Below are 18,973 nucleotides of genomic sequence, written 5' to 3'. Positions count from 1 at the left end.
CCTCAGCGCAGCCGGCGGACGGCGTAGGCGTCGCCGTCGGCGCCCAGATACTCGTGGCCGCGCATGCGGCACCACGCCGGGACGTCCGACGCCGCCGCCGGGTCGTCCGCCAGCACCGTCACGGTCTGGCCCACCTCGACGTCGCCGATCCGCTTCGCCAGCTCGATGATCGGCAGCGGGCAGCGCTGACCACGGCAGTCCAGCACGAGCGCACCTTCGCTCACAGCGCCTCCAGCCCGGCCCGCAGCCGGGTGACCACGTCGACGACCGCGGCGAGCAGGCGGTCGACGTCCACACGGGTGGCGTCCCGGGTCAACGAGACCCGGACGTTGCCGTGCGTCAGTGCGCCCATCGCCGCCAGCACGTGGCTCGGACGCAGCGTGCTCGACGTGCACGACGAGCCGCTGGAGATCGCGAACCCGGCCCGGTCCAGCTCGGTGACCAGCGCCTCGCCGTCGACGTAGAGGCACGAGAACGTCACCAGGTGCGGCAGCCGCAGCGTCGGGTGGCCGACGACGTCGACGTCGTCGAGCAGCTCCGGGACGCGGGCGCGGATGTGGTCGACCAGCTCACGCTGACGGGCGGCGACCGCCTCCGCCTCCTCCCAGCGCGCCGACAGCGCCGCGGCCGCGGCCAGCGCGCCGGGCACGTTCTCGAACCCCGGCGCCCGGCCGCCGCCGCGCTCGTCGTCGGGCAGCGGGGAGCGCCAGCGGACGTTCCTGCGCACCGCGAGGACGCCGACGCCGGCGGGGCCGCCCCACTTGTGCGCGCTGGCCGTCAGCACCGACCAGCTTCGGGGGAGCGGCGCCCGCCCGGCCGCCTGCGCGGCGTCGACCAGCAGCGGGACGTCGCCGGTCTCGATCTCGTCGACCGGCTGGACGGTGCCGACCTCGTGGTTGGCGGCCTGCAGGCAGGCCAGCACGGTGTCGTCGTCGATCGCCTTGGTGAACGCCGCCGGATCCACTCGGCCGTCGGGCCCGACGCCCACCTCGCGCGTCGTTGTTCCGTCGTGTCGTTCCAGGTGGGCGGCGGTCTGCAGGACGGCGGAGTGCTCGACGGCGGAGACGGCGACCACCCGCGGGCCGTCACCCTGACGCCGTCGGCCCGCAGCCGTCCCCAGCATGCCGAGCTGGATCGCCTGGGTGCCGCTGCCGGTGAACGTCACCTCGTCCGGCCGGGCGCCGATGACGGCGGCGACGATCTCGCGGGCGTTGTCCAGCAGCATCCGGGCCCGCCGGGCCGCGCCGTAGAGCCGCGCCGGATCGGCCCAGCCCTCGTCGGCGGCGGCCAGCAGAACCTCGCGGGCGGCGGGGTGCAGCGGCTCCGTCGACGCCGTGTCGAAGTACCCCGGCGGGGAGGCCGACACGCCGCGGGTGTTCATCGTGTACCTCCCGGATTCCTGCCGAAGGGCAACCGCTAGGGTTGGGCGCGACAGGAGAAGTTTGCTCTCGCCATGGTGCCGGTTGCCAATCCGCCCGCCCTGGCGAGCGGGTCGAAAGAGAAGGGCGCCACGTGAGTCAGTCTGGCAGGGTCCGCTCGGCGCGACGCCGGGTCACGACCGCCGCCGTTCTCCTCCTCGGCACGGTGTTCGTGCTGGGTGGTTGCTCGGCACAGCAGCGCGACGAGTGGTCGCGGCTGGCGCTCCCCGAGCCGGCCACGGAGGAGACGTCGCTGATCGGCAACCTGTGGATCGGCTCGTGGATCGCCGCGTTCGCCGTCGGCGTCCTGGTCTGGGGCCTGATCATCTGGGCGGTCATCGCCTACCGCCGGCGCGACGACGAGCTGCCGAAGCAGACCCGGTTCAACATCCCGATCGAGTTCCTGTACACGGTCGCGCCGCTGTTCGTGCTGGTCCCGCTGTTCTGGTTCACCGCGGACCACCAGGAGCAGATCACCGACACGTCGGCCGAGCCCGACCTCGTCGTCAACGTCATCGGCCAGCAGTGGTCCTGGACGTTCAACTACATGGACGAGGACGTGCACGACATCGGCACCATCAACGACCGGCCCACGCTGTACCTGCCGATCGGCCAGACCGTCCGCTTCGACCTCGAGTCGCCCGACGTCATCCACTCGTTCTGGATCCCGGCGTTCTACATGAAGATGGACGTCATCCCGGGCCACCCGAACGCGTTCCAGGTGACGCCGGACCGCGAGGGCTCGTACGTGGGCCGCTGCGCCGAGCTGTGCGGCGCCTACCACCAGTCCATGCTGTTCGACGTCGAGGTCGTCTCCGAGCAGGAGTACCAGGACCACATCGCCGACCTGCGCGAGGCCGGCCAGGAGGGGATCATCGAGCCGCCGATCCGTGGCGCCTACGACGACGAGGTGCTCGACGAGGAGAACACGGGGGGTGGCCACGAGTGACGACATATCTGGAGCGCACCGCGGCGGCCAGCGCCATCGCCCGGCCGAAGCGCAAGGGCAACGTGGTCGTCCGGTGGATGACCTCCACCGATCACAAGATCATCGGCTACATGTACCTGATCGCGTCGTTCGGGTTTTTCCTGTTCGGCGGCGTGCTGGCGCTGTTCATCCGGGCCGAGCTGTTCTCGCCCGGCCGCCAGGTGGTCAGCGACGAGATGTACAACCAGCTGTTCACCATGCACGGCACGATCATGCTGCTGCTGTTCGCGACACCGCTGTTCATCGGCTTCGGCAACATCATCGTGCCGTTGCAGATCGGCGCGCCCGACGTCGCGTTCCCGCGGCTGAACATGTTCAGCTTCTACCTGTTCCTGTTCGGCGGGCTGATCGTCTGCGCCGGCTTCATCACGCCGGGCGGCGCCGCCGACTTCGGCTGGTTCGCCTACGCGCCGCTGCACAACACCGTCTACAGTCCGAACGTCGGTGGTGACCTGTGGGTCGCCGGCCTGGCGATGAGCGGTTTCGGCACCATCTTCGGCGCCGTCAACTTCATCACGACGACCGTCTGCATGCGGGCGCCCGGCATCACGATGTTCCGGATGCCGATCTTCACCTGGAACATCCTGATCACCAGCATCCTCGTGCTGATCGCGTTCCCGCTGCTCGCGGCCGCGCTGTTCGCGATGTTCGCCGACCGGAACCTCGGCACCCACATCTACGATCCAACCGCGGGTGGCGCCGTCCTCTGGCAACACCTGTTCTGGTTCTTCGGCCATCCCGAGGTGTACATCATCGCGTTGCCGTTCTTCGGCATCATCACGGAAGTGATACCGGTGTTCAGCCGGAAACCCCTGTTCGGCTACAAGGGGCTGGTGTTCGCGACGCTGTCCATCGCGGGTCTTTCCGTCGCGGTGTGGGCACACCACATGTTCGTCACCGGGGCGGTCAACCTACCGTTCTTCGCGGCGATGACCATGCTGATCGCGATCCCGACGGGTCTGAAGTTCTTCGCCTGGATCGGCACGATGTGGCGTGGCTCGATCACGTTCGAGACACCGATGCTGTTCGCGATCGGCTTCCTCGTGACGTTCCTGTTCGGCGGTCTGACCGGCATCATCCTGGCCTCGCCGCCGCTGGACTTCCAGGTCTCCGACTCCTACTTCGTCGTCGCCCACTTCCACTACGTCGTGTTCGGCACGGTCGTGTTCGCGATGTTCTCCGGCTTCTACTTCTGGTGGCCGAAGTTCACCGGGCGCATGCTGAACGAGAGCCTCGGCAAGCTGCATTTCTGGCTGCTGTTCATCGGCTTCCACGGCACGTTCATGGTGCAGCACTGGCTGGGCGTCGAGGGCTTCCCCCGTCGGTACTCCGACTACGACGCCTCCGACGGGTTCACGTTCCTCAACCAGTTCTCGTCGGTGTTCGCGTTCGTCCTCGCCGCGTCCACGCTGCCGTTCCTGTGGAACGTCTGGCAGACGCGACTGGCCCCCAAGGTCGAGGTCGACGACCCGTGGGGCTTCGGCAACTCGCTGGAGTGGGCGACGTCCTGCCCGCCCCCGCGGCACAACTTCACGTCGCTGCCGCGGGTGCGCAGTGAGCGGCCGGCGTTCGACCTCAAGTACCCCGAGGTGGCAAGCCTCGCGCAGAAGAAGCCGGCGCATGCCGGGCCGCTCACTCAGACACTCGGCCCGCCTGACATCGAGGAGGACACCAAGTGAAGATCGAAGGCCTGATCTTCGCCATCGTGACGGTCTTCTTCGCGGTGGTCACCCCGGTCTACTGGTTCATGTCCGAGGACCCGACCGGCACCACGGCGCTGGTGCTGACGTTCGGCCTCGGCGCGATGGTGGCGTTCTACTTCCTGTTGCTGTCGCGGCGCATCGCACCTCGTCCCGAGGACCGCGACGGCGAGGTCGAGGAGCTGGCCGGCGAGTACGGCTTCTACAGCCCGCACTCGTGGTGGCCGCTGGCCGCCGCGGGCGCTGTCGCGGTGGTGTTCATCGGGCTCGTGTTCGCCTGGTTCATCTTCATCATCGGGGTCGCGCTGGCTGCCATGGCCGCGATCGGCTGGGTGTTCGAGTACTACCGGGGCGAGTACGCCCACTGAGGCTCTTGCTTCGGGCTCCGGCTTCGGGCCCGGCTCCGGCTCCAGTGGGACGGTCCGTCGTCCCGCCGGAGCCGTTGCTGTTTCTCCGGTTGTGAGGTTTGGCCGCGCCCGCTACGGGTTACGTCTGTTGATGTCAGCCGCCTGACCCTCGGAGGAGGCCGCGATGTTGACCCAGCCTCTGACGGCGAAGCTCCGCCGTGTGGACGACGCCCTGCGTGCCCTGATCGAACGCCGCGACAACTGCGACGACCCGGCGGACCTCCTGCAGACCACCGAGTCGATCGACCGCTGTCTCGACGAACGCCTCCTCCTCATGAGAACCCGCGACGACGACTCGCGCCTCGCCGCGGCCGGCGAGCACCGCGGCTGACCCACCGCTGGCGACTCGGCCGGCGTCGGTGTGGGATCGCTGCGGCAGCGCTGTCGTGGGGGCGACAGGGATCTCACACCGTCATCGCGGCGGTCCGCCGTCACCTGGGGCGTCGGCGGCGGCTCAGGGTTCCGGCACGGGCCGGGCGATGTCGTCGCACGTGACGTCGAGCGCATCCCGGTGCGGCGCCGCCCGGCCCGCCGTCGATCCGTTCGCCGATCCCACCGTCCGTCCCGGCGCCGAGGCCGCCTCCCGATCGGTCGCCTCCACCGGCTCGGCGACCTGTCCGGCCGCCGCGATCGCCGGCACCGCGTCCGGCACCTTGTCCCTCGAGGTCGCCAGCACCGAGCCGACGAGGATGAGACCGAATCCGAGCCCGGTGAACACGGTGATCCGCTCGTCCAGCACCGCCACACCGAGCAGCAGCGCGACCGCCGGGTTGACGTAGGTGATGACGGTCGCCCGGCTCGGCCCGACCTCGGCGACAAGCGCGAAGAACACCAGGAACGCCGCCACCGTGCACACGAGGCCGAGGCCGGTGACGCTCAGCCACACCTCGCCGGACAGCGCCTCGCCCGGCCACTGCGCGAGGCCGAGGGGCAGGTACAGGACCGCCGACGCCGTCAGCGACGCCGCCATCACGCCGAGTCCCGGCAGCTGCGACAGCCACCGCGCCAGGATGATCGGGCCGACGGCGTAGCAGACCGCCGTACCCGCGACCGCGAGCACCGGCGTGGGGCTGCTCGCCTCCACGTCGAAGCCGACCAGCGCCGCGACGCCGGCGAACCCGACCAGCAGGCCGGCAAGCCGCCGCCCGCCCGGCCGTTCGGTCCCCATCAGCCACACCAGCACCGCGCCGACCAGCGGGACCGCGGCGACGAGCAGGCCGGTGAGCGAGCTGGACAGCTCCTGCTCGGCGTACCCCAGCAGATACCACGGGATGCAGACCTCGACGAGCGTGAACGCCAGCAGCGGCCGCCAGTGCGGCAGCAGCGGTCGCAGATAGCCCTTCCGCGCCGCCAGCGGCAGCAGCAGCGCCGCACCGATCGCCGTCCGCCCCAGCACGATCGAGGCCGGCGTCAGCTCTTCGACGGCGACCTTGATGAGCATGTAGGGGATTCCCCAGATGATCCCCAGCGCGACGAAGAGCATCCATCCTCGACGGGACACAGCGGCCCTCCTCGACCCTCGCGCGCCCCATCGGAACGCGGTTGTCCACAAGCAATTCTCGCAGCGGCAGTTGTCCACATTTCGGCGATCGGCGGTTGAGCCGAAGGGCCGGGCGGGGGAATGTCGCCGTCATGAAGATACGCGAACACCACAGCCACGCGGCGATCGCAGGTGGCCCGGGCGAACTCCTGGCGGCGATCCCGCACCTCGTCGGCTTCCATCCGTACGCCAGCATGGTGGTCATCCACGTCGACCGGAAGCGGCAGCGCACGGGCACGCTGCTGCGGCTCGATCTGCCCGCCGCCCGGGAGGACCAGCAGCGCTACGCGGCGGAGCTGGCGACGATCGTCGAGCAGGGCCAGCCCGACAGCGTCATCCTCGTCTGTTACGGCAGCGGCGGCGCGCCAGCGGGCGGGGGAGGAGCGCCACCGGGCGCGGGAGGCCTGGGTCCGGGTCCACGTGGAGCGCGGGCTGCCCCGGGTGGCACCCCGGCCGGCGACGGTGGGCCGCCGGGTGAGGAACGCGTGCCGGCGGCGTCCGGCGGTCGCCGGGGCGAGTTGCCGTATGCGGCGATGATCGAGCACATCGCCAGGGAGCTGGCCAGCCGCCACATCGCAGTCGCCGGGACGGCGTACGTCGACCACGGACGATGGTGGACCTACGACTGCGACCACCCGGGTTGTTGTCCCGCTGACGGCGTCCCGGTGCCCGGTTCCGACGCCGGTGCCGCGGCTGAGGTGGCGACACGGGCGGCGCTGCACGGACGGCGGACGCTGGCGTCGCGGCTCGAGCTCGAGGGCGCCGTGCGGGGGCCGGTCGGCAAGGACGCGGCGGTGCTGCGCCGCCTCTTCGAACGGGTCGACCGCGACCTGGCGGCCGAGATGCTGGCCGACGGCGGCGATGCGGTCCGCGGCCGGACGCTGACCCTCGTGCGGCTGCTGCTGGCGCGGTCCGCCGACGGCCGGCTGGAGCTGACCGACGACGAGGTCGCCCGGGTGAGCCTGGGTGCGGCGGACCTGCAGCTGCGCGACCGGTTCATCGCGCTCGAGGGTGCTGATCCGGTGGCCTGGCTGGAACTGCTGACCGCCGCGGCCCGGCGTACGCCTGACGCGCGGTCGGCGGGCATCTGCAGCCTCGTGGCGTGGATCGCCTACCAGCAAGGCGACGGCGCCCTGGCGAACGTCGCGCTGGACCGGGTTCTGGACACCGATCCCGGGCACACGCTGGGCCTCCTGCTGCGCGCCTGCCTCGACGGCCAGGTGAGTCCGGCGCACATCACCGCCATGACCCGCCAGGCCCTCGCGGCGGCAGACCGGGCACGGAAGGAGGTGAGCGCGGCTGGGACGCCTTAGATCAACACGCGGGGCGCACGGGCGGAACCGCGGCGCGGGGCGCACGGCATGGGCGGAACCACGGCGCGAGGCGCACGGCATGGGCGGGCGCACGGCGCGGGTCAGACGGGCGGGCGCACGGCATGGGCGGGCGCACGGCGCGGGGCGCACGGCACGGGCGGGCGCACGGCAGGGTCCTGCTGCGGTGCGTCGCGGACCAGGACACCGATCCGCGCTCGGACACGTACGGGCTGTGGAGCTACTACGCCGAGGAGCCACTCGCCGACATGCGGCCGCCGGACCGGAACCAGGCCGACTTCAACGGCCGGACGCTCGCCATGGTCCTGCTGCGACACCGGAGCGCACTGGACCCGGCCGTCGCCGAGGCCATGGGCGCCGCCCTGCGGCATGCGGCGCGGTCGGTCGCCCGGCGCGACGTCTCGATGGACTACACCAACATCGCGGCCAAGGGCACGTTCGTGACGCTGGCCGCCGGCCGGCTCCTGGGTGACGCGGACCTCGCCGGGTACGCGCGGGACCGGCTGCGGCGCTTCGCCGCGAATCTCGAGGCCACGGGCAGCCTCGTGGAGTACAACAGCCCGACCTACTGGACCATCACCACGCAGGCCATCACCGCGATCGGCCAGTACATCGACGACGACGAGGTCCGCGCGACCGCCGAACGGCTGTGCGACATCGCCTGGCGGCATCTGGCCGCCCGCTGGCACGCGCCGTCCGGCCAGCTGGCCGGGCCGATGTCGCGCACCTACGGCGACGACACCGCGGACAACCCGTGGCTGCTGACGTTCCTGCGCACCGCGCTGGACGACGCCGAGCCGTTCGGCTCGTTCGAGCCGCGCCCCGACGTCGAGCTGGTCTGGCCGGCGGTGCTCGAGCCGTCCGTGCCCGCCCGGTACGTGGCCGGCTTCACCAGCGTCCCGGCCGGGTCGCTGCGTCGCGAGCTGTTCGCCCGCGGCGACACCGCGCACGCCGCCGTCGAGCAGCGGGGCGCCGCTGTCGTGGGCGAGATCGTCGGAACGACGTGGCTGGACCCGGTGCTGGCACTGGGGACGATCAACCAGGCCGACACCTGGCTGCAGCGCCGCAACCTGCTGGGCCAGTGGGTGGCGCCGGGCGACCGGCCCTGGCGCCGGCCGGCGCGGTGCGTGCGGCTCAGGGTGCTGAAGGATGGCGCCGACTTCGCCTCGGGTTCGTTCTCCTCGGTGCAGGACGGCAAGGCCGCGCTGTGGGTCGTCGGGTTCGCCTCGCCCGGCGGCGACCGTCATCTGCATCTGGACATGCTGGCCCGAGGTGCGCCGGTCGCGGCGACGTCGCTCGTGGTCTCGCTGGACTTCGCCGGCGCCGCCGACGCGGTGGTGCGGGTGGGCGAGCGGACGGCCGGCGACGGCGACGAGTTCGGGCTCGACGCGCCGGTCAGCGTGGTCACCGGGGGAGTGGAGTGCACGATCGGCGTGGTGGACGCCGCGTTCGGCCACACGAAACCAAGGGGACGCCTCCGGCGCGACGGCCACCGTGTGGCCGTCGACATCGTCCTGCTGGCCGCCGACCGGCCGGTGGACCTCGACCTCGCGTCGGTGGGTCAGGCGTTCGTGGCAGGCACGTTCGAGCTCGCTCGCGTCGACGAACGGTGGCGGCCACCGTCCTCGGCCGGCGTGCGCCGGTCCACCCACGGCATCGAGCTCAGCTGGTCGGGCCTGTGGCTGCGGGCTCGGACGAGCGTCGGCACCCGAGCCGACCACGCCGCCGCGTTCTCCTCGAGTGCTCCCGCGATCATCCAGGATCCGCCGGTGTGACGGGGTGCAACGCAATGCGCCCGGGCCGTCCGTGTGGACGAGCCCGGGCGCACCGGTGAAGCGCTGACTCCGGCTACTGCTGGCCGCTCGGCAGCTCGTCGCGGTGGGCGGAGTCGGAGCCGTGGCCGTTGTGGTGCGCGGCCTCGAGCTCCTCCACCGTCGGCTTCTGCACGACGTCGCCGAAGTAGAAGCGGGAGAGGCGTGCCTGGACCCGCTTGCTGCGGTAGTTCGGGTTCGGGATGCCGTTGGCGTCGGTGGCCGGGCCCGGGTCGGACGGCAGCTGCCGCTCGTGCCAGGTCAGCTCGTAGGCCTGCGACTGCGTCAGCGGGGCGTGCAGCTCGGAGAACTCGCCGTCCGGGCTGACCATGACGATGCCGGTCTCGCGGCCGTGCATGACCTTGTCGCGATCGCGCCGCTGCAGACCCAGGCAGATCCGCTTCGTCGCGATGAACGCCAGTGGTGGTAGTACGAAGATCCCGATGCGGATGAACCAGGTGATCCAGTTGACCGGGATCTCCAGGATCGTCGCGAAGAAGTCGTTGCCGCCGGCGATCCACAGCAGGACGTAGAAGACGATGAACGCGACACCGATGCCGGTGCGCACCGGCACGTTCCGCGGCCGGTCCAGCAGGTGGTGCTCCCGGGTGTCGCCGGTCGCCTTCTGCTCCAGCCACGGGTAGAGCGCGAGCGGCGTCAGGATGATGCCGGGCAGGAGGATCGCCGGGATCAGCACGCTCAGCGAGACCGGGTGATCGAAGACGTAGAACTCCCACGCAGGCATGACGCGCAGGGCGCCGTCGAGGAAGCCGACGTACCAGTCGGGCTGGGTGCCGGCCGACACGACGGATGGATCGTAGGGACCCCACAGCCAGACGGGGTTGATCTGGATCGTCGCGGCCAGCAGGACGATGACGCCCATGACGATGAACTGGAAACCGCCGGCCTTGGCGACGTAGATCGGGTAGAACGGCGCCCCGGCGACGTTGTGATTGGTCTTGCCCGGGCCGCCCCAGTGCGTGTGCTTCTGGTACCAGAGGATCATCAGGTGCGCGGTGACCAGCGCCAGGATGAGGCCCGGGATCAGCAGGATGTGCATGGGATAGAGCCGCGCGATGATGTCGTCGCCCGGATACTCGCCGCCGAACAGGAACGACGATGCGTAGGTGCCGATGATCGGGATGGCGAGCATGCCGCCCTCGATGATCCGCAGGCCCGTGCCCGACAGCAGGTCGTCGGGGAGCGAGTAGCCGGTGAAGCCGGCCGCCACGCCCAGGACCAGCAGGGTCACGCCGATGAGCCAGTTGATCTCACGCGGCTTGCGGAACGCGCCGGTGAAGAACACCCGCAGCATGTGCGCCGACATCGCGGCCAGGAAGATCAGCGCGCCCCAGTGGTGGACCTGACGCATCAGCAGGCCGCCGCGTACCTCGAACGACAGCTCCAGCGTCGTCGCGTACGCCTCGGACATGCCGACATCGCGCATCGGGAGGTAGGCGCCCTCGTAGGCGATGTGCGCCATGCTCGGCTTGAACCAGAGCGTCAGGAACACGCCGGACAGCAGGATCATGATGAAGCTGAACAGCGCGATCTCCCCGAGCAGGAACGACCAGTGGTCGGGGAAGACCTTGCGGATGTTGCGCTTCAGCCAGTTCGACGCGGTGATCCGCTGGTCGACGAAGTCGACGACCTTGCCGGCACCGTTCACGATGCTGCTCATCGCGTGCGCTCCCAGTAGCTCGGCCCGACGGGCTCGGTGAAGTCGCTCTGCGCGACCAGGTAGCCCTCCGAGTCTACGGCGATCGGCAGCTGCGGGAGGCTCCGCGCCGCCGGGCCGAAGATCACCTTGCCGTTGTCCGACAGGTCGAACGTGGACTGGTGGCACGGGCAGAGCATGTGGTGCGTGGTCTGCTCGTAGAGGCTGATCGGGCAGCCGACGTGCGTGCAGATCTTGGAGTAGGCCAGGATGCCGTCGACGCCCCAGTTCTCGCGGCCCTCGGCGATGTGGAGGTCCTCGGGCAGCATGCGGACGAGCATGACCGGCGACTTGGCGCGCTCGTTGATGCGCTCCGGGCCGTGCTCGGGCAGCTCCTCGAACGTCGCCGGCATGGCGTTGACCAGCTGGCCGATCTCGAGGTCGGCGGCGCGGATGGGCATGAACGTCACGTCGGTGAGGACGCGCACGCCCTCGGCCCAGATCGTGTGCTCCTTGCGCTGCGCGGGCGTCCCGCCGGTGTTCGGGCCGAGGTCGCGCAGCAGGATCACCGCGGGCAGCGGCAGCAGCGCCAGCGCGCCGAGCAGCGAGTTGCGGATCAGCTTGCGCCGGCCGAAGCCGGTCTCCTCGGTGCCGGTCTCGAAGTCGTTCAGCGTGGCCGCGCGGGTCTCGTCGTCGCTGCGCAGCTCGTGGCGCTCGTGCACGACCTCCGGCGACGTCATCAGCGACCGGGCCCACTGGACGGCGCCGGCGCCGACGAGGAACAGCGCCAGGCCGAGGGTCAGGCCGAGCGTCAGGTTCGACACCTGCACGTCGCCGACGTCCACGCCGTCGTGCGGGTCGTCGGGATGGATCCCGACGACCACGTAGAAGACGATGAACGCGACGGTGAGCAGCGAGGCCAGCGCGAACATGCCGGCCACCTGGCGCTCGGCGCGTCGCTCGGCCTTCGGTTCGACGTCGGTCAGACGCGGCTCGTCGTGGTGCAGCCCGGGGTCGGCGATCGGGTCCGCCGGCGCCAGGGAGTGGTCACCGTGGGGGACGATCGCGTGCTCGTCTCCGCTGGGGTTCTCGTTGTGCGTGCTCATGCCTTGGACGACCTCGTCACGATCCAGGTGGCCATGCCGATCAGCAGGCCGATACCGACCAGCCACGCCCAGAGGCCCTCGGCGACCGGGCCGGCCCGCCCGATGGCGAGACCGCCCGGGTCGGGCTCGTTCTGCACGCTCTCGAGGAACGCGATGATGTCGCGCTTGTCCTCGGGGGTGACCGTGTTGTCGTTGAACACCGGCATCGCCTGCGGGCCGGTGATCATGGCTTCGTAGATGTGCTTGGGCTCGACGCCGGTGAGGTTCGGCGCGAACTGGCCCATCGTCAGCGCGCCGCCCTGGCCGGTGGTGTTGTGGCACTGCGAGCAGTTGGTGCGGAACAGCTCGCCACCGCGCGCGACGTTGCCCTGCGAGGTGTCCAGCCACTCCTCGTCCGGCTCGGCCGGCCCGGGCGCCAGCGACGCGACGAACGCCGACAGCGAGTCGATCTGACGCTGGTTGTACGAGGGGGGCTTCCGCTCGGCCTGCGCCGACGGGGCCGCCAGCGGCATCCGGCCGGTGCCGACCTGGAAGTCGACGGAGGCGGCGCCGACGCCGATCAGCGACGGGCCGAGGACCTCGCCGTCCTCCTGGACCTGGCCCTCGCCGTTGAGCCCGTGGCAGGACGAGCAGCCGACCGCGAACAGCTGCCGGCCCTCTTCGATCTGCGTGGACGAGGCGGCCTGGACGTTCTGCGTGGTCGACGGCGCCAGCGCGGCGTACGCGCCGCCGGCGGTGAACAGCACGGCGACCAGAACGGCGATGGCGGCGAGCGGGTGCCGTCGCCGGCTGGACAGCAGCCGCCCGATCCACGAGCCGCGGGATCGGCCGGGCAACGATCTGGGCACGTCTCTCCTCGTCACTTGACCACGTAGATGGTGAGGAACAGGGCGATCCACACGACGTCGACGAAGTGCCAGTAGTAGGACACGACGATCGTGCTGGTCGCCTGCTCGTGGGTGAACCGGCGCGTCATGTAGGTGCGGCCCAGGAGGAACAGGAACGCGATGAGGCCGAGCGTGACGTGCAGGCCGTGGAACCCGGTGGCGAGGTAGAAGATCGAGCCGTACGGGTCGCTGGACAGCGTCAGGCCCTCGTGCATCGCCAGCTCGGCGTACTCGAACACCTGGCCGCCGATGAAGAACGCGCCCATGAGGAACGTCAGCACGAACCACTCGCGCATGCCCCACTTGCCGACCTGCAGCAGGCTGCCCAGCCGGCCGACCTGCCCCCGCTCGGCCCGCAGCACGCCCAACTGGCAGGTGACGGACGACAGCACCAGAACGGTGGTGTTCAGCAGCGAGAATGGGACGTTGAGCAGCTCGGACTGCTGGTCCCAGAGGGCGGGGGCGTTGGACCGGAGCGTGAAGTAGATCGCGAAGAGGGCCGCGAAGAACATCAGCTCACTGGACAGCCACACGATCACCCCGACGGCGACGAGATTCGGTCGCTCGGGTTGCCGCGTGTGGGCAGCGTCGACGGCGGTTGCAGAAGCCACGCCCGTCATTATGTCGGTCGCTCTTCGCGAGCACGACAGGACCCCGGGGTGAGACGCCCCGGCGTGTCCCTGTGGATACTCGCCGCAGCGCCAGAGGTAAAGCAAGCCTTACCTCACTATGCGGACGCGGCAGCGCCCTCGCCGGTGACAACGCGCGCACCGGTACCATCGTTCCGACCGCCAGCCACCACGACTGATTCCAGCGAGGGCCCGCAGGATGAGCAGCACCGAGCCGACCATGACGATCCTCGTCTACAGCGACGACCGCACGACGCGCGAGCAGGTGCGGCTGGCCGTCGGCCGGCGCCCGGCGGCGGACCTGCCGAAGGTCGAGTTCGTCGAGGTCGCCACCCCAGCCGTCGCGATCCGGACGCTCGACGCCGGCGGCATCGACGTCGCCGTCCTCGACGGCGAGGCGGTCCCGGCCGGCGGCATGGGCCTGGCCCGCACCATCAAGGAGGAGATCTACAACGCTCCGCCGGTGCTGGTGCTGATCGGCCGGCCGCAGGACGCGTGGCTGGCGACCTGGTCGCGCGCGGAGTCCGTCGTGTCGCACCCGCTGGACCCCATCGCCGTCGCGAATGCCGTGGCCGACCTCATGCGGCGCCGCTCCGCCGGCGTCCCCGCCACATCATGAGCGAGACGCAGCAGACCTGGCCCGCCGTCCTGACGGCGCTCGTCCACCGCGAGGACCTCTCCACCGAGGCGGCCGCCTGGGCGATGGGCGAGATCATGCGCGGCGAGGCGACGCCGGTGCAGATCGCCGGCTTCGCGGTCGCGCTGCGTGCCAAGGGTGAGACGGTCACCGAGCTCGAGGGCCTGGTCCAGGCCATGTACGAGGTCGCGACGCCGTTCCCCGACCCCGGGCCCGCGCTGGACATCGTCGGCACCGGCGGAGACCGCGCGCACACCGTCAACATCTCCACCATGGCCGCGATCGCCGCGGCCGGGGCAGGCGCGCGCGTCGTCAAGCACGGCAACCGCGCGGCGTCGTCGCTGTGCGGCTCGGCCGACCTGCTCGAAGGGCTCGGCATCCGGCTGGACCTGCCGCCCGCGCGGGTCGCGGAGATCGCCGTCGAGGCCGGCATCACGTTCTGCTTCGCGCCGGCGTTCCACCCGTCGCTGCGGCACGCGTCGACGGCCCGCAGCGAGCTGGGCATCCAGACGACGTTCAACATGCTCGGCCCGATGGCCAACCCGGCCCGGCCCAGCGCCCAGGCCGTCGGGGTGGCCGACGCGCGGGTGGCGGCGCTGATCGCCGGCGTGCTGGCCGGACGGGGGACGTCCGCCCTGGTCTTCCGCGGCGACGACGGCCTCGACGAGCTCACCACCACGACGACGTCGCGGGTGTGGGTGGTGCGCGACGGCGAGGTGACCGAGGAGCGGTTCGACCCGGCGTCGCTGGGCATCGAGCCGGTGCCGGCCGAGGCGCTGCGCGGCGGTGACGTCGCCTACAACGTCGGCGTGGCCCGCCGGTTCGTCGGCGGTGAGAAGGGCCCGGTGCGCGACGCGGTGCTGCTCAACGCGGCGGCCGGGCTGGCGGCGTTCGAGGGGCTGGACGCGCCGCTGACCGACCGGCTGGCGGCGGGGCTGGAGAAGGCCGCGGCCGCCGTCGACTCCGGTGCGGCCGAGCGGCTGCTGGACCGCTGGATCGCCGCCGCGTCGGCCTGACGGCGTCAGTCCTCGGCGCCGAGGGCGAAGGCGGCCTCGAGGTCGTGCTTGGAGTAGGTCCGGAACGCGATGTGCGTCTCGGTGTTGAGCACACCCTCGACCTTGTTCAGCTGGTCGGCGACGACCTCGGCGATCGCCTCGTGGGTCCGGACCCGGACCAGCGCGACGAGGTCGATCTCGCCGGTGACGGAGTACACCTCGCTGACGCCGTCGAGGGCGGCGATCTCCGCCGCGACCTCGGGGATGCGCGCGACGTCGGCCTGGATGAACACGATGGCGGTGATCACGTGATGTCTCCTCGGGGTGTACCGGTTCGGCGCCGACATTACCCGGCTCAGCGCAGCGGCCGCAGGGGACGGCGGTCGGCGAACGGACGGGCCGCGCGCTGGTCGTCGTCGCGGGCGTCGGCGACGGCGGAGTAGCCGGCCGCGCCGGGCCACGGCAGCGTCCAGACGCCGTCGACACGGACCAGCCGGGTGCCTGGCGTCTCCAGCCAGCGCAGCACGCACTCGGTCTCCTCGGCGGTCGCCGCGGGCAGCGGCGACGGAGCCGGGCGCACCGTCTCGGCCGTCGCGACGAGCGCCTCGACGGCCGGGCGCGGGTCGACGCCGGCCGGGGTGACCTCGGCGCCGGCCAGCCGGCCGTACCGGACGACGTGCAGCTCCCACCCACCCACCTCACGGCGTCGCGCCGCCACCAGCTGTGGCACCGACGCCAGCGACGCCATCCGCTGCGAGCGCACCAGCGACCGGACCAGCGTCGCCAGCCGGTCGCGCCGGACCGCGGCCTCCTCGTAGCGTTCCTGGCCGGCCAGCACCGTGATGCGCTCCAGCAGCCGGCGCACCAGCGGGCCCGGATCGCCGGTGAACGCCTCGCGCACCTGGTCGACGTGGACCGCGTACTCCGTCGCCGACTCCCGGCCCGTGCACGGCGCGCCGCAGCGGCCCATGTCGGCCAGGATGCAGGCCGCCGACGACGGCGACGCGGACAGCCGCTGCGTGCACTGGCGGATCGGGACCGCCTCGTGGATCGCCGTCATCGCGGCCTCGGCGATGCGCCGGGACCCGAACGGGCCGAGGTAGGCCGAGCCGTCGTCGCGGACCTGCCGGACCAGCGAGAGCCGCGGGAACGCCTCGACGGTGAGCTTGAGCCAGCTGCCGCGTTCGGGGAAGCGCGAGCGCCGGTTGTACCGAGGCTTGCGCTCGGCGATCAGCCGCAGCTCGCGAACCTCGGCCTCCAGCGGCGTGGCGCACTGGATGCCGGTGACGCCGGTGGCGATGGAGACCATCTCGGTCATCCGCGGCCGGGTCTCCGACGCGGTGAAATAGGTGCGCACGCGGGTGCGCATGTCCTTGCTCTTGCCGACGTAGAGCGTCTCGCCGTCGGGCGCAGTGAACAGGTAGACGCCGGGGGCGTGCGGCAGCTGCTCGGACAGGTGCCGCTTCTGCCGCTGCGCCGCGGTGACCTTGCTCTGCCAGAGCGCCAGCTCCTCGACGGTGTGCACGCCGACGTTGCCGAGCCGCTCCAGCAGCCCGTGCAGCACGTCGACGGTCGCCCGGGCGTCGGCCAGCGCCCGGTGGTTGGGCGTCGTCGAGGCGCGGAAGAGCCGGGCCAGCGTGGACAGCTTGCAGTCGCGGGCCTCGTCGCGGGAGAGCACCCGGCGGGCCAGCCGCGCGGTGTCGAGCACCTGGAACGCAGGCCACGCCCGGCCGGTCAGGTCGCACGCGGCCCGCAGGAACCCGACGTCGAACGGCGCGTTGTGGGCGACGATGACGCTGCCTCGGGCGAACTCCAGGAACGCCGGCAGCACCGAGCCGATGCGCGGCGCGCTGGCCACCATGTGGTCGGTGATGCCCGTCAGCACCGCGATGAACGGCGGGATCGCCGAGGCCGGGCGCACCAGCGTGTCGAACTCGCCGACGACCTCGCCGCCGCGGACCTTCACCGCGCCGATCTCGGTGATCTCGTTGCCGTCCGGCGCGCCGCCCGTCGTCTCCAGGTCGACGACGACGAACGTGGTGGAGACCAGCGGCATGCCGATCTCGTCGAGCGTGCCCTGGATGGCCACGGCCGTCATCGCCCACCCCTTCCGGTTCGTCGGCCACCTGATCGCACAGTAGGCAGCGGCACTGACAATCTCCGGGCGCGACCCGCCGGGGTACGGCCTACGCTGGGCGGGAACACGTCCGGAGAACCGACGTCGAGGAGCAGCCCATGCCCGTTCCCCAGCCGACCGAGACCACTCGGTGGCGCTGCGCGCAGTGCGGCAACCTGACCCGGTTCGACGTCGTGCGGTCCAGCCGCGTGCGCGAGTACGTCCACGTCGACCTCGCCGGCGAGCCGAAGGTCGAGGAGACCGACGTCCTGGCCGAGTCCGTCGAGCGCGTGGTCTGCCGGTGGTGCGGCGGCGAGGGAACGGTGGAGCTGGTCGCGCGGCCAGACTCCGCGTGAGCACACTGCCCGACGCGGTACGGGCGCGGCTGGTCGCGCTCGGGTCTGACGTGCTCGGCGCCCTGCCCGCGGCGGACGTGCCCGGTGTGCTGCGGCCGGTCGCGAAGTTCGCGGCGGCCAAGCGGGCCCGGCTCGGCGGCGCCGCGATCGCGGCGGCCCTGGACACCGAGCCGGGCTTTCGTCGGCGCGTGCTCGACGCGGCTTCTGCTGCCGATCCGGCGCTCGCGCAGGCACTGGAGGCCGGCACGGCGCCGCCCGCCGCCGACCCCGTCGACGTCGCCGTCCTCGCCTATCTCCTGAGGCCGGACGGCTGGGAGGCGATGGTCGAGACCGCCGCCGCGACCGTCCGCGAGGGCGACGACGCTGCCCGGCTGACGCGCGAGGCGGCGGCGGCCGAGCGGCTGCGCGAGCAGCTCGACGCGGCGCGCGCCACCACCCGCGAGATGCGCACGACGATGCGCGCGGAGATCGACCGGCTCAAGAACGAGAACACCACGCTGCGGCGGCGGGTGCAGGAAACGCGGGAGCGGCTGAGCGAGGCGCGGCAGCAGGAGCACGACGAGCAGGAGCAGGCCGGCCGCGAGCTGGCGGAGACGCGGGCGGCGCTGCGCAGCGCCGAGACCGAGGCGCGCCGCCTGCGGGCCCGCCTGGCCGACGCCGAGGCGGCCCTGGAGGCGGCCCGGCGTACCGGCCGGGCCGAGCGCGGGCTCGGCACCGCGCGGCTGGCGCTGCTGCTCGACACCCTGGGCGACGCGGCTGCCGGGCTCCGGCGCGAGCTCGCGCTGCCGGCGTCCACCCTTGCGCCGGCGGACACCGTCGAGGCCGCGGTACCGGGCGGACCCCTCGACGGCGGCGCCGTCGGCCGGGCCAGGGCCGCTGACGAACCCGGCTATCTGGACGAGCTGCTGTCGCTGCCCCGGGTGCACCTGATCGTCGACGGCTACAACGTCACGAAGACTGCGTGGCCGGCCATGCCGCTGGACGCGCAACGGTCGCGGCTCGCGCAAGGCCTGGCGGCGGTGGCCGCCCGGACGGGCGCCGAGGTGACGCTCGTCTTCGACGGTGCGGATGTGACGGTCCCGCCGCCCGTGCCGGGGACGGGCATCCGGGTGCGGTTCAGCCCGACGGGACAGACGGCGGACGAGCTGATCCGGCGGTTGGTCCGGGCCGAGCCCCAGGGCCGGCCCGTTGTCGTGGTGTCGTCCGACCGCGAGGTGGCTGACGGGGTGCGGCGGCCGGGGGTTCGCAGTGTTGAAGCCGTGGCGTTGGTGGGGTTGCTCAGTCGGTGAGTTCGCCGCTTGGCGACAGTGGTGGGCGGCCCCTGCTGTTTCGATTGTCGGGGGCGCGGTGACGCGCCTCAAGTCCAAGCGCGGTGGGGTGCTGGGGGATTGTGGT

At 71.8% G+C, this 18,973-nt stretch carries 19 protein-coding genes; 10 read left to right on the top strand and 9 right to left on the bottom strand.

Translation table 11 applies throughout. From position 1 onward, the window contains the following. Positions 1-2: 2 nt before the first annotated feature. Positions 3-224 (bottom strand): sulfurtransferase TusA family protein, encoded by a 222-nt coding sequence (locus C1I92_RS34500; protein ID WP_199521316.1) that lies wholly within the window; start codon positions 222-224, stop codon positions 3-5. Further along, positions 221-1,381, bottom strand: coding sequence for a cysteine desulfurase family protein (locus tag C1I92_RS17325; RefSeq protein WP_199521315.1), 1,161 nt, complete (start codon positions 1,379-1,381; stop codon positions 221-223). The genes C1I92_RS34500 and C1I92_RS17325 overlap by 4 nt, the downstream gene beginning before the upstream one ends. 131 nt (positions 1,382-1,512) lie before the next feature. Between C1I92_RS17325 and ctaC the strand changes: the two genes are divergently transcribed. The 4 genes from ctaC to C1I92_RS17305 all read left to right on the top strand — a co-directional run bounded on the left by ctaC (position 1,513) and on the right by C1I92_RS17305 (position 4,844). After that, entirely contained in the window at positions 1,513-2,367 is an 855-nt protein-coding gene (ctaC, locus tag C1I92_RS17320; RefSeq protein WP_111255903.1) for an aa3-type cytochrome oxidase subunit II, read from the top strand. Next, positions 2,364-4,085 (top strand): aa3-type cytochrome oxidase subunit I, encoded by a 1,722-nt coding sequence (gene ctaD / locus C1I92_RS17315; RefSeq protein WP_233507053.1) that lies wholly within the window; start codon positions 2,364-2,366, stop codon positions 4,083-4,085. Before ctaC ends, ctaD begins: the two co-directional genes overlap by 4 nt. Further along, the gene (locus tag C1I92_RS17310) at positions 4,082-4,474 is read left to right on the top strand and encodes a cytochrome c oxidase subunit 4 (RefSeq protein WP_111255902.1); all 393 of its coding nucleotides are present in this window, start codon (positions 4,082-4,084) and stop codon (positions 4,472-4,474) included. The genes ctaD and C1I92_RS17310 overlap by 4 nt, the downstream gene beginning before the upstream one ends. A gap of 163 nt (positions 4,475-4,637) precedes the next feature. Then, positions 4,638-4,844, top strand: a complete 207-nt coding sequence (locus C1I92_RS17305; protein WP_111255901.1) for a hypothetical protein — start codon at positions 4,638-4,640, stop codon at positions 4,842-4,844. Positions 4,845-4,967: 123 nt separating this feature from the next. Here the strand turns inward: C1I92_RS17305 and C1I92_RS17300 are convergent, their stop codons facing one another. Further along, positions 4,968-6,014 (bottom strand): DMT family transporter, encoded by a 1,047-nt coding sequence (locus C1I92_RS17300; protein WP_199521314.1) that lies wholly within the window; start codon positions 6,012-6,014, stop codon positions 4,968-4,970. Between the two features lie 131 nt (positions 6,015-6,145). Between C1I92_RS17300 and C1I92_RS17295 the strand changes: the two genes are divergently transcribed. Together C1I92_RS17295 and C1I92_RS17290 are read left to right on the top strand one after the other, a co-directional pair. Beyond that, positions 6,146-7,366: a DUF4192 domain-containing protein gene (locus C1I92_RS17295; RefSeq protein ID WP_111255899.1), complete on the top strand. Its 1,221-nt coding sequence runs from the start codon at positions 6,146-6,148 to the stop codon at positions 7,364-7,366. Between the two features lie 122 nt (positions 7,367-7,488). Continuing rightward, positions 7,489-9,159 (top strand): DUF8769 domain-containing protein, encoded by a 1,671-nt coding sequence (locus tag C1I92_RS17290; RefSeq protein ID WP_111255898.1) that lies wholly within the window; start codon positions 7,489-7,491, stop codon positions 9,157-9,159. A gap of 73 nt (positions 9,160-9,232) precedes the next feature. Here the strand turns inward: C1I92_RS17290 and qcrB are convergent, their stop codons facing one another. The 4 genes from qcrB to ctaE are packed head-to-tail and all read right to left on the bottom strand — an operon-like array spanning position 9,233 to position 13,465. Further along, positions 9,233-10,876 (bottom strand): cytochrome bc1 complex cytochrome b subunit, encoded by a 1,644-nt coding sequence (gene qcrB / locus C1I92_RS17285; protein ID WP_111255897.1) that lies wholly within the window; start codon positions 10,874-10,876, stop codon positions 9,233-9,235. Further along, the gene (gene qcrA, locus C1I92_RS17280) at positions 10,873-11,958 is read right to left on the bottom strand and encodes a cytochrome bc1 complex Rieske iron-sulfur subunit (RefSeq protein ID WP_111255896.1); all 1,086 of its coding nucleotides are present in this window, start codon (positions 11,956-11,958) and stop codon (positions 10,873-10,875) included. The genes qcrB and qcrA overlap by 4 nt, the downstream gene beginning before the upstream one ends. Further along, positions 11,955-12,806, bottom strand: a complete 852-nt coding sequence (gene qcrC / locus C1I92_RS17275; protein ID WP_233507052.1) for a cytochrome bc1 complex diheme cytochrome c subunit — start codon at positions 12,804-12,806, stop codon at positions 11,955-11,957. Before qcrC ends, qcrA begins: the two co-directional genes overlap by 4 nt. An 11-nt stretch (positions 12,807-12,817) precedes the next feature. Beyond that, positions 12,818-13,465 carry an aa3-type cytochrome oxidase subunit III gene (ctaE, locus tag C1I92_RS17270; protein ID WP_111255895.1) on the bottom strand — a complete coding sequence of 216 codons (648 nt, stop codon included), beginning with the start codon at positions 13,463-13,465 and terminating at the stop codon, positions 12,818-12,820. Between the two features lie 208 nt (positions 13,466-13,673). Here ctaE and C1I92_RS17265 point away from each other — a divergent pair, with 208 nt between their 5' ends. Then, on the top strand, positions 13,674-14,093 hold the full coding sequence (locus tag C1I92_RS17265; protein WP_111255894.1) for a response regulator: 420 nt from the start codon (positions 13,674-13,676) through the stop codon (positions 14,091-14,093). Beyond that, positions 14,090-15,127: an anthranilate phosphoribosyltransferase gene (gene trpD, locus C1I92_RS17260; protein ID WP_111255893.1), complete on the top strand. Its 1,038-nt coding sequence runs from the start codon at positions 14,090-14,092 to the stop codon at positions 15,125-15,127. The genes C1I92_RS17265 and trpD overlap by 4 nt, the downstream gene beginning before the upstream one ends. Before the next feature lie 5 nt (positions 15,128-15,132). Here the strand turns inward: trpD and C1I92_RS17255 are convergent, their stop codons facing one another. Together C1I92_RS17255 and C1I92_RS17250 are read right to left on the bottom strand one after the other, a co-directional pair. Next, the gene (locus tag C1I92_RS17255) at positions 15,133-15,414 is read right to left on the bottom strand and encodes an Lrp/AsnC family transcriptional regulator (RefSeq protein WP_111255892.1); all 282 of its coding nucleotides are present in this window, start codon (positions 15,412-15,414) and stop codon (positions 15,133-15,135) included. Positions 15,415-15,461: 47 nt separating this feature from the next. Then, the gene (locus C1I92_RS17250; RefSeq protein WP_111255891.1) at positions 15,462-17,204 is read right to left on the bottom strand and encodes a DEDD exonuclease domain-containing protein; all 1,743 of its coding nucleotides are present in this window, start codon (positions 17,202-17,204) and stop codon (positions 15,462-15,464) included. A gap of 137 nt (positions 17,205-17,341) precedes the next feature. On the opposite strand from C1I92_RS17250, the gene C1I92_RS17245 reads away from it, so the two are divergent. Then, positions 17,342-17,578, top strand: coding sequence for a hypothetical protein (locus tag C1I92_RS17245; protein ID WP_111255890.1), 237 nt, complete (start codon positions 17,342-17,344; stop codon positions 17,576-17,578). Beyond that, positions 17,575-18,867 (top strand): NYN domain-containing protein, encoded by a 1,293-nt coding sequence (locus C1I92_RS17240; protein WP_199521313.1) that lies wholly within the window; start codon positions 17,575-17,577, stop codon positions 18,865-18,867. The genes C1I92_RS17245 and C1I92_RS17240 overlap by 4 nt, the downstream gene beginning before the upstream one ends. Positions 18,868-18,973: the final 106 nt, after the last annotated feature.

Origin of the sequence: Jiangella anatolica (assembly GCF_003236295.1) — a bacterium.
GTDB classification, from domain to species: domain Bacteria; phylum Actinomycetota; class Actinomycetes; order Jiangellales; family Jiangellaceae; genus Jiangella; species Jiangella anatolica.
The sequence above is the reverse complement of the archived record's forward strand: the minus strand, read 5'-3'. Positions and strand labels throughout refer to the sequence as shown.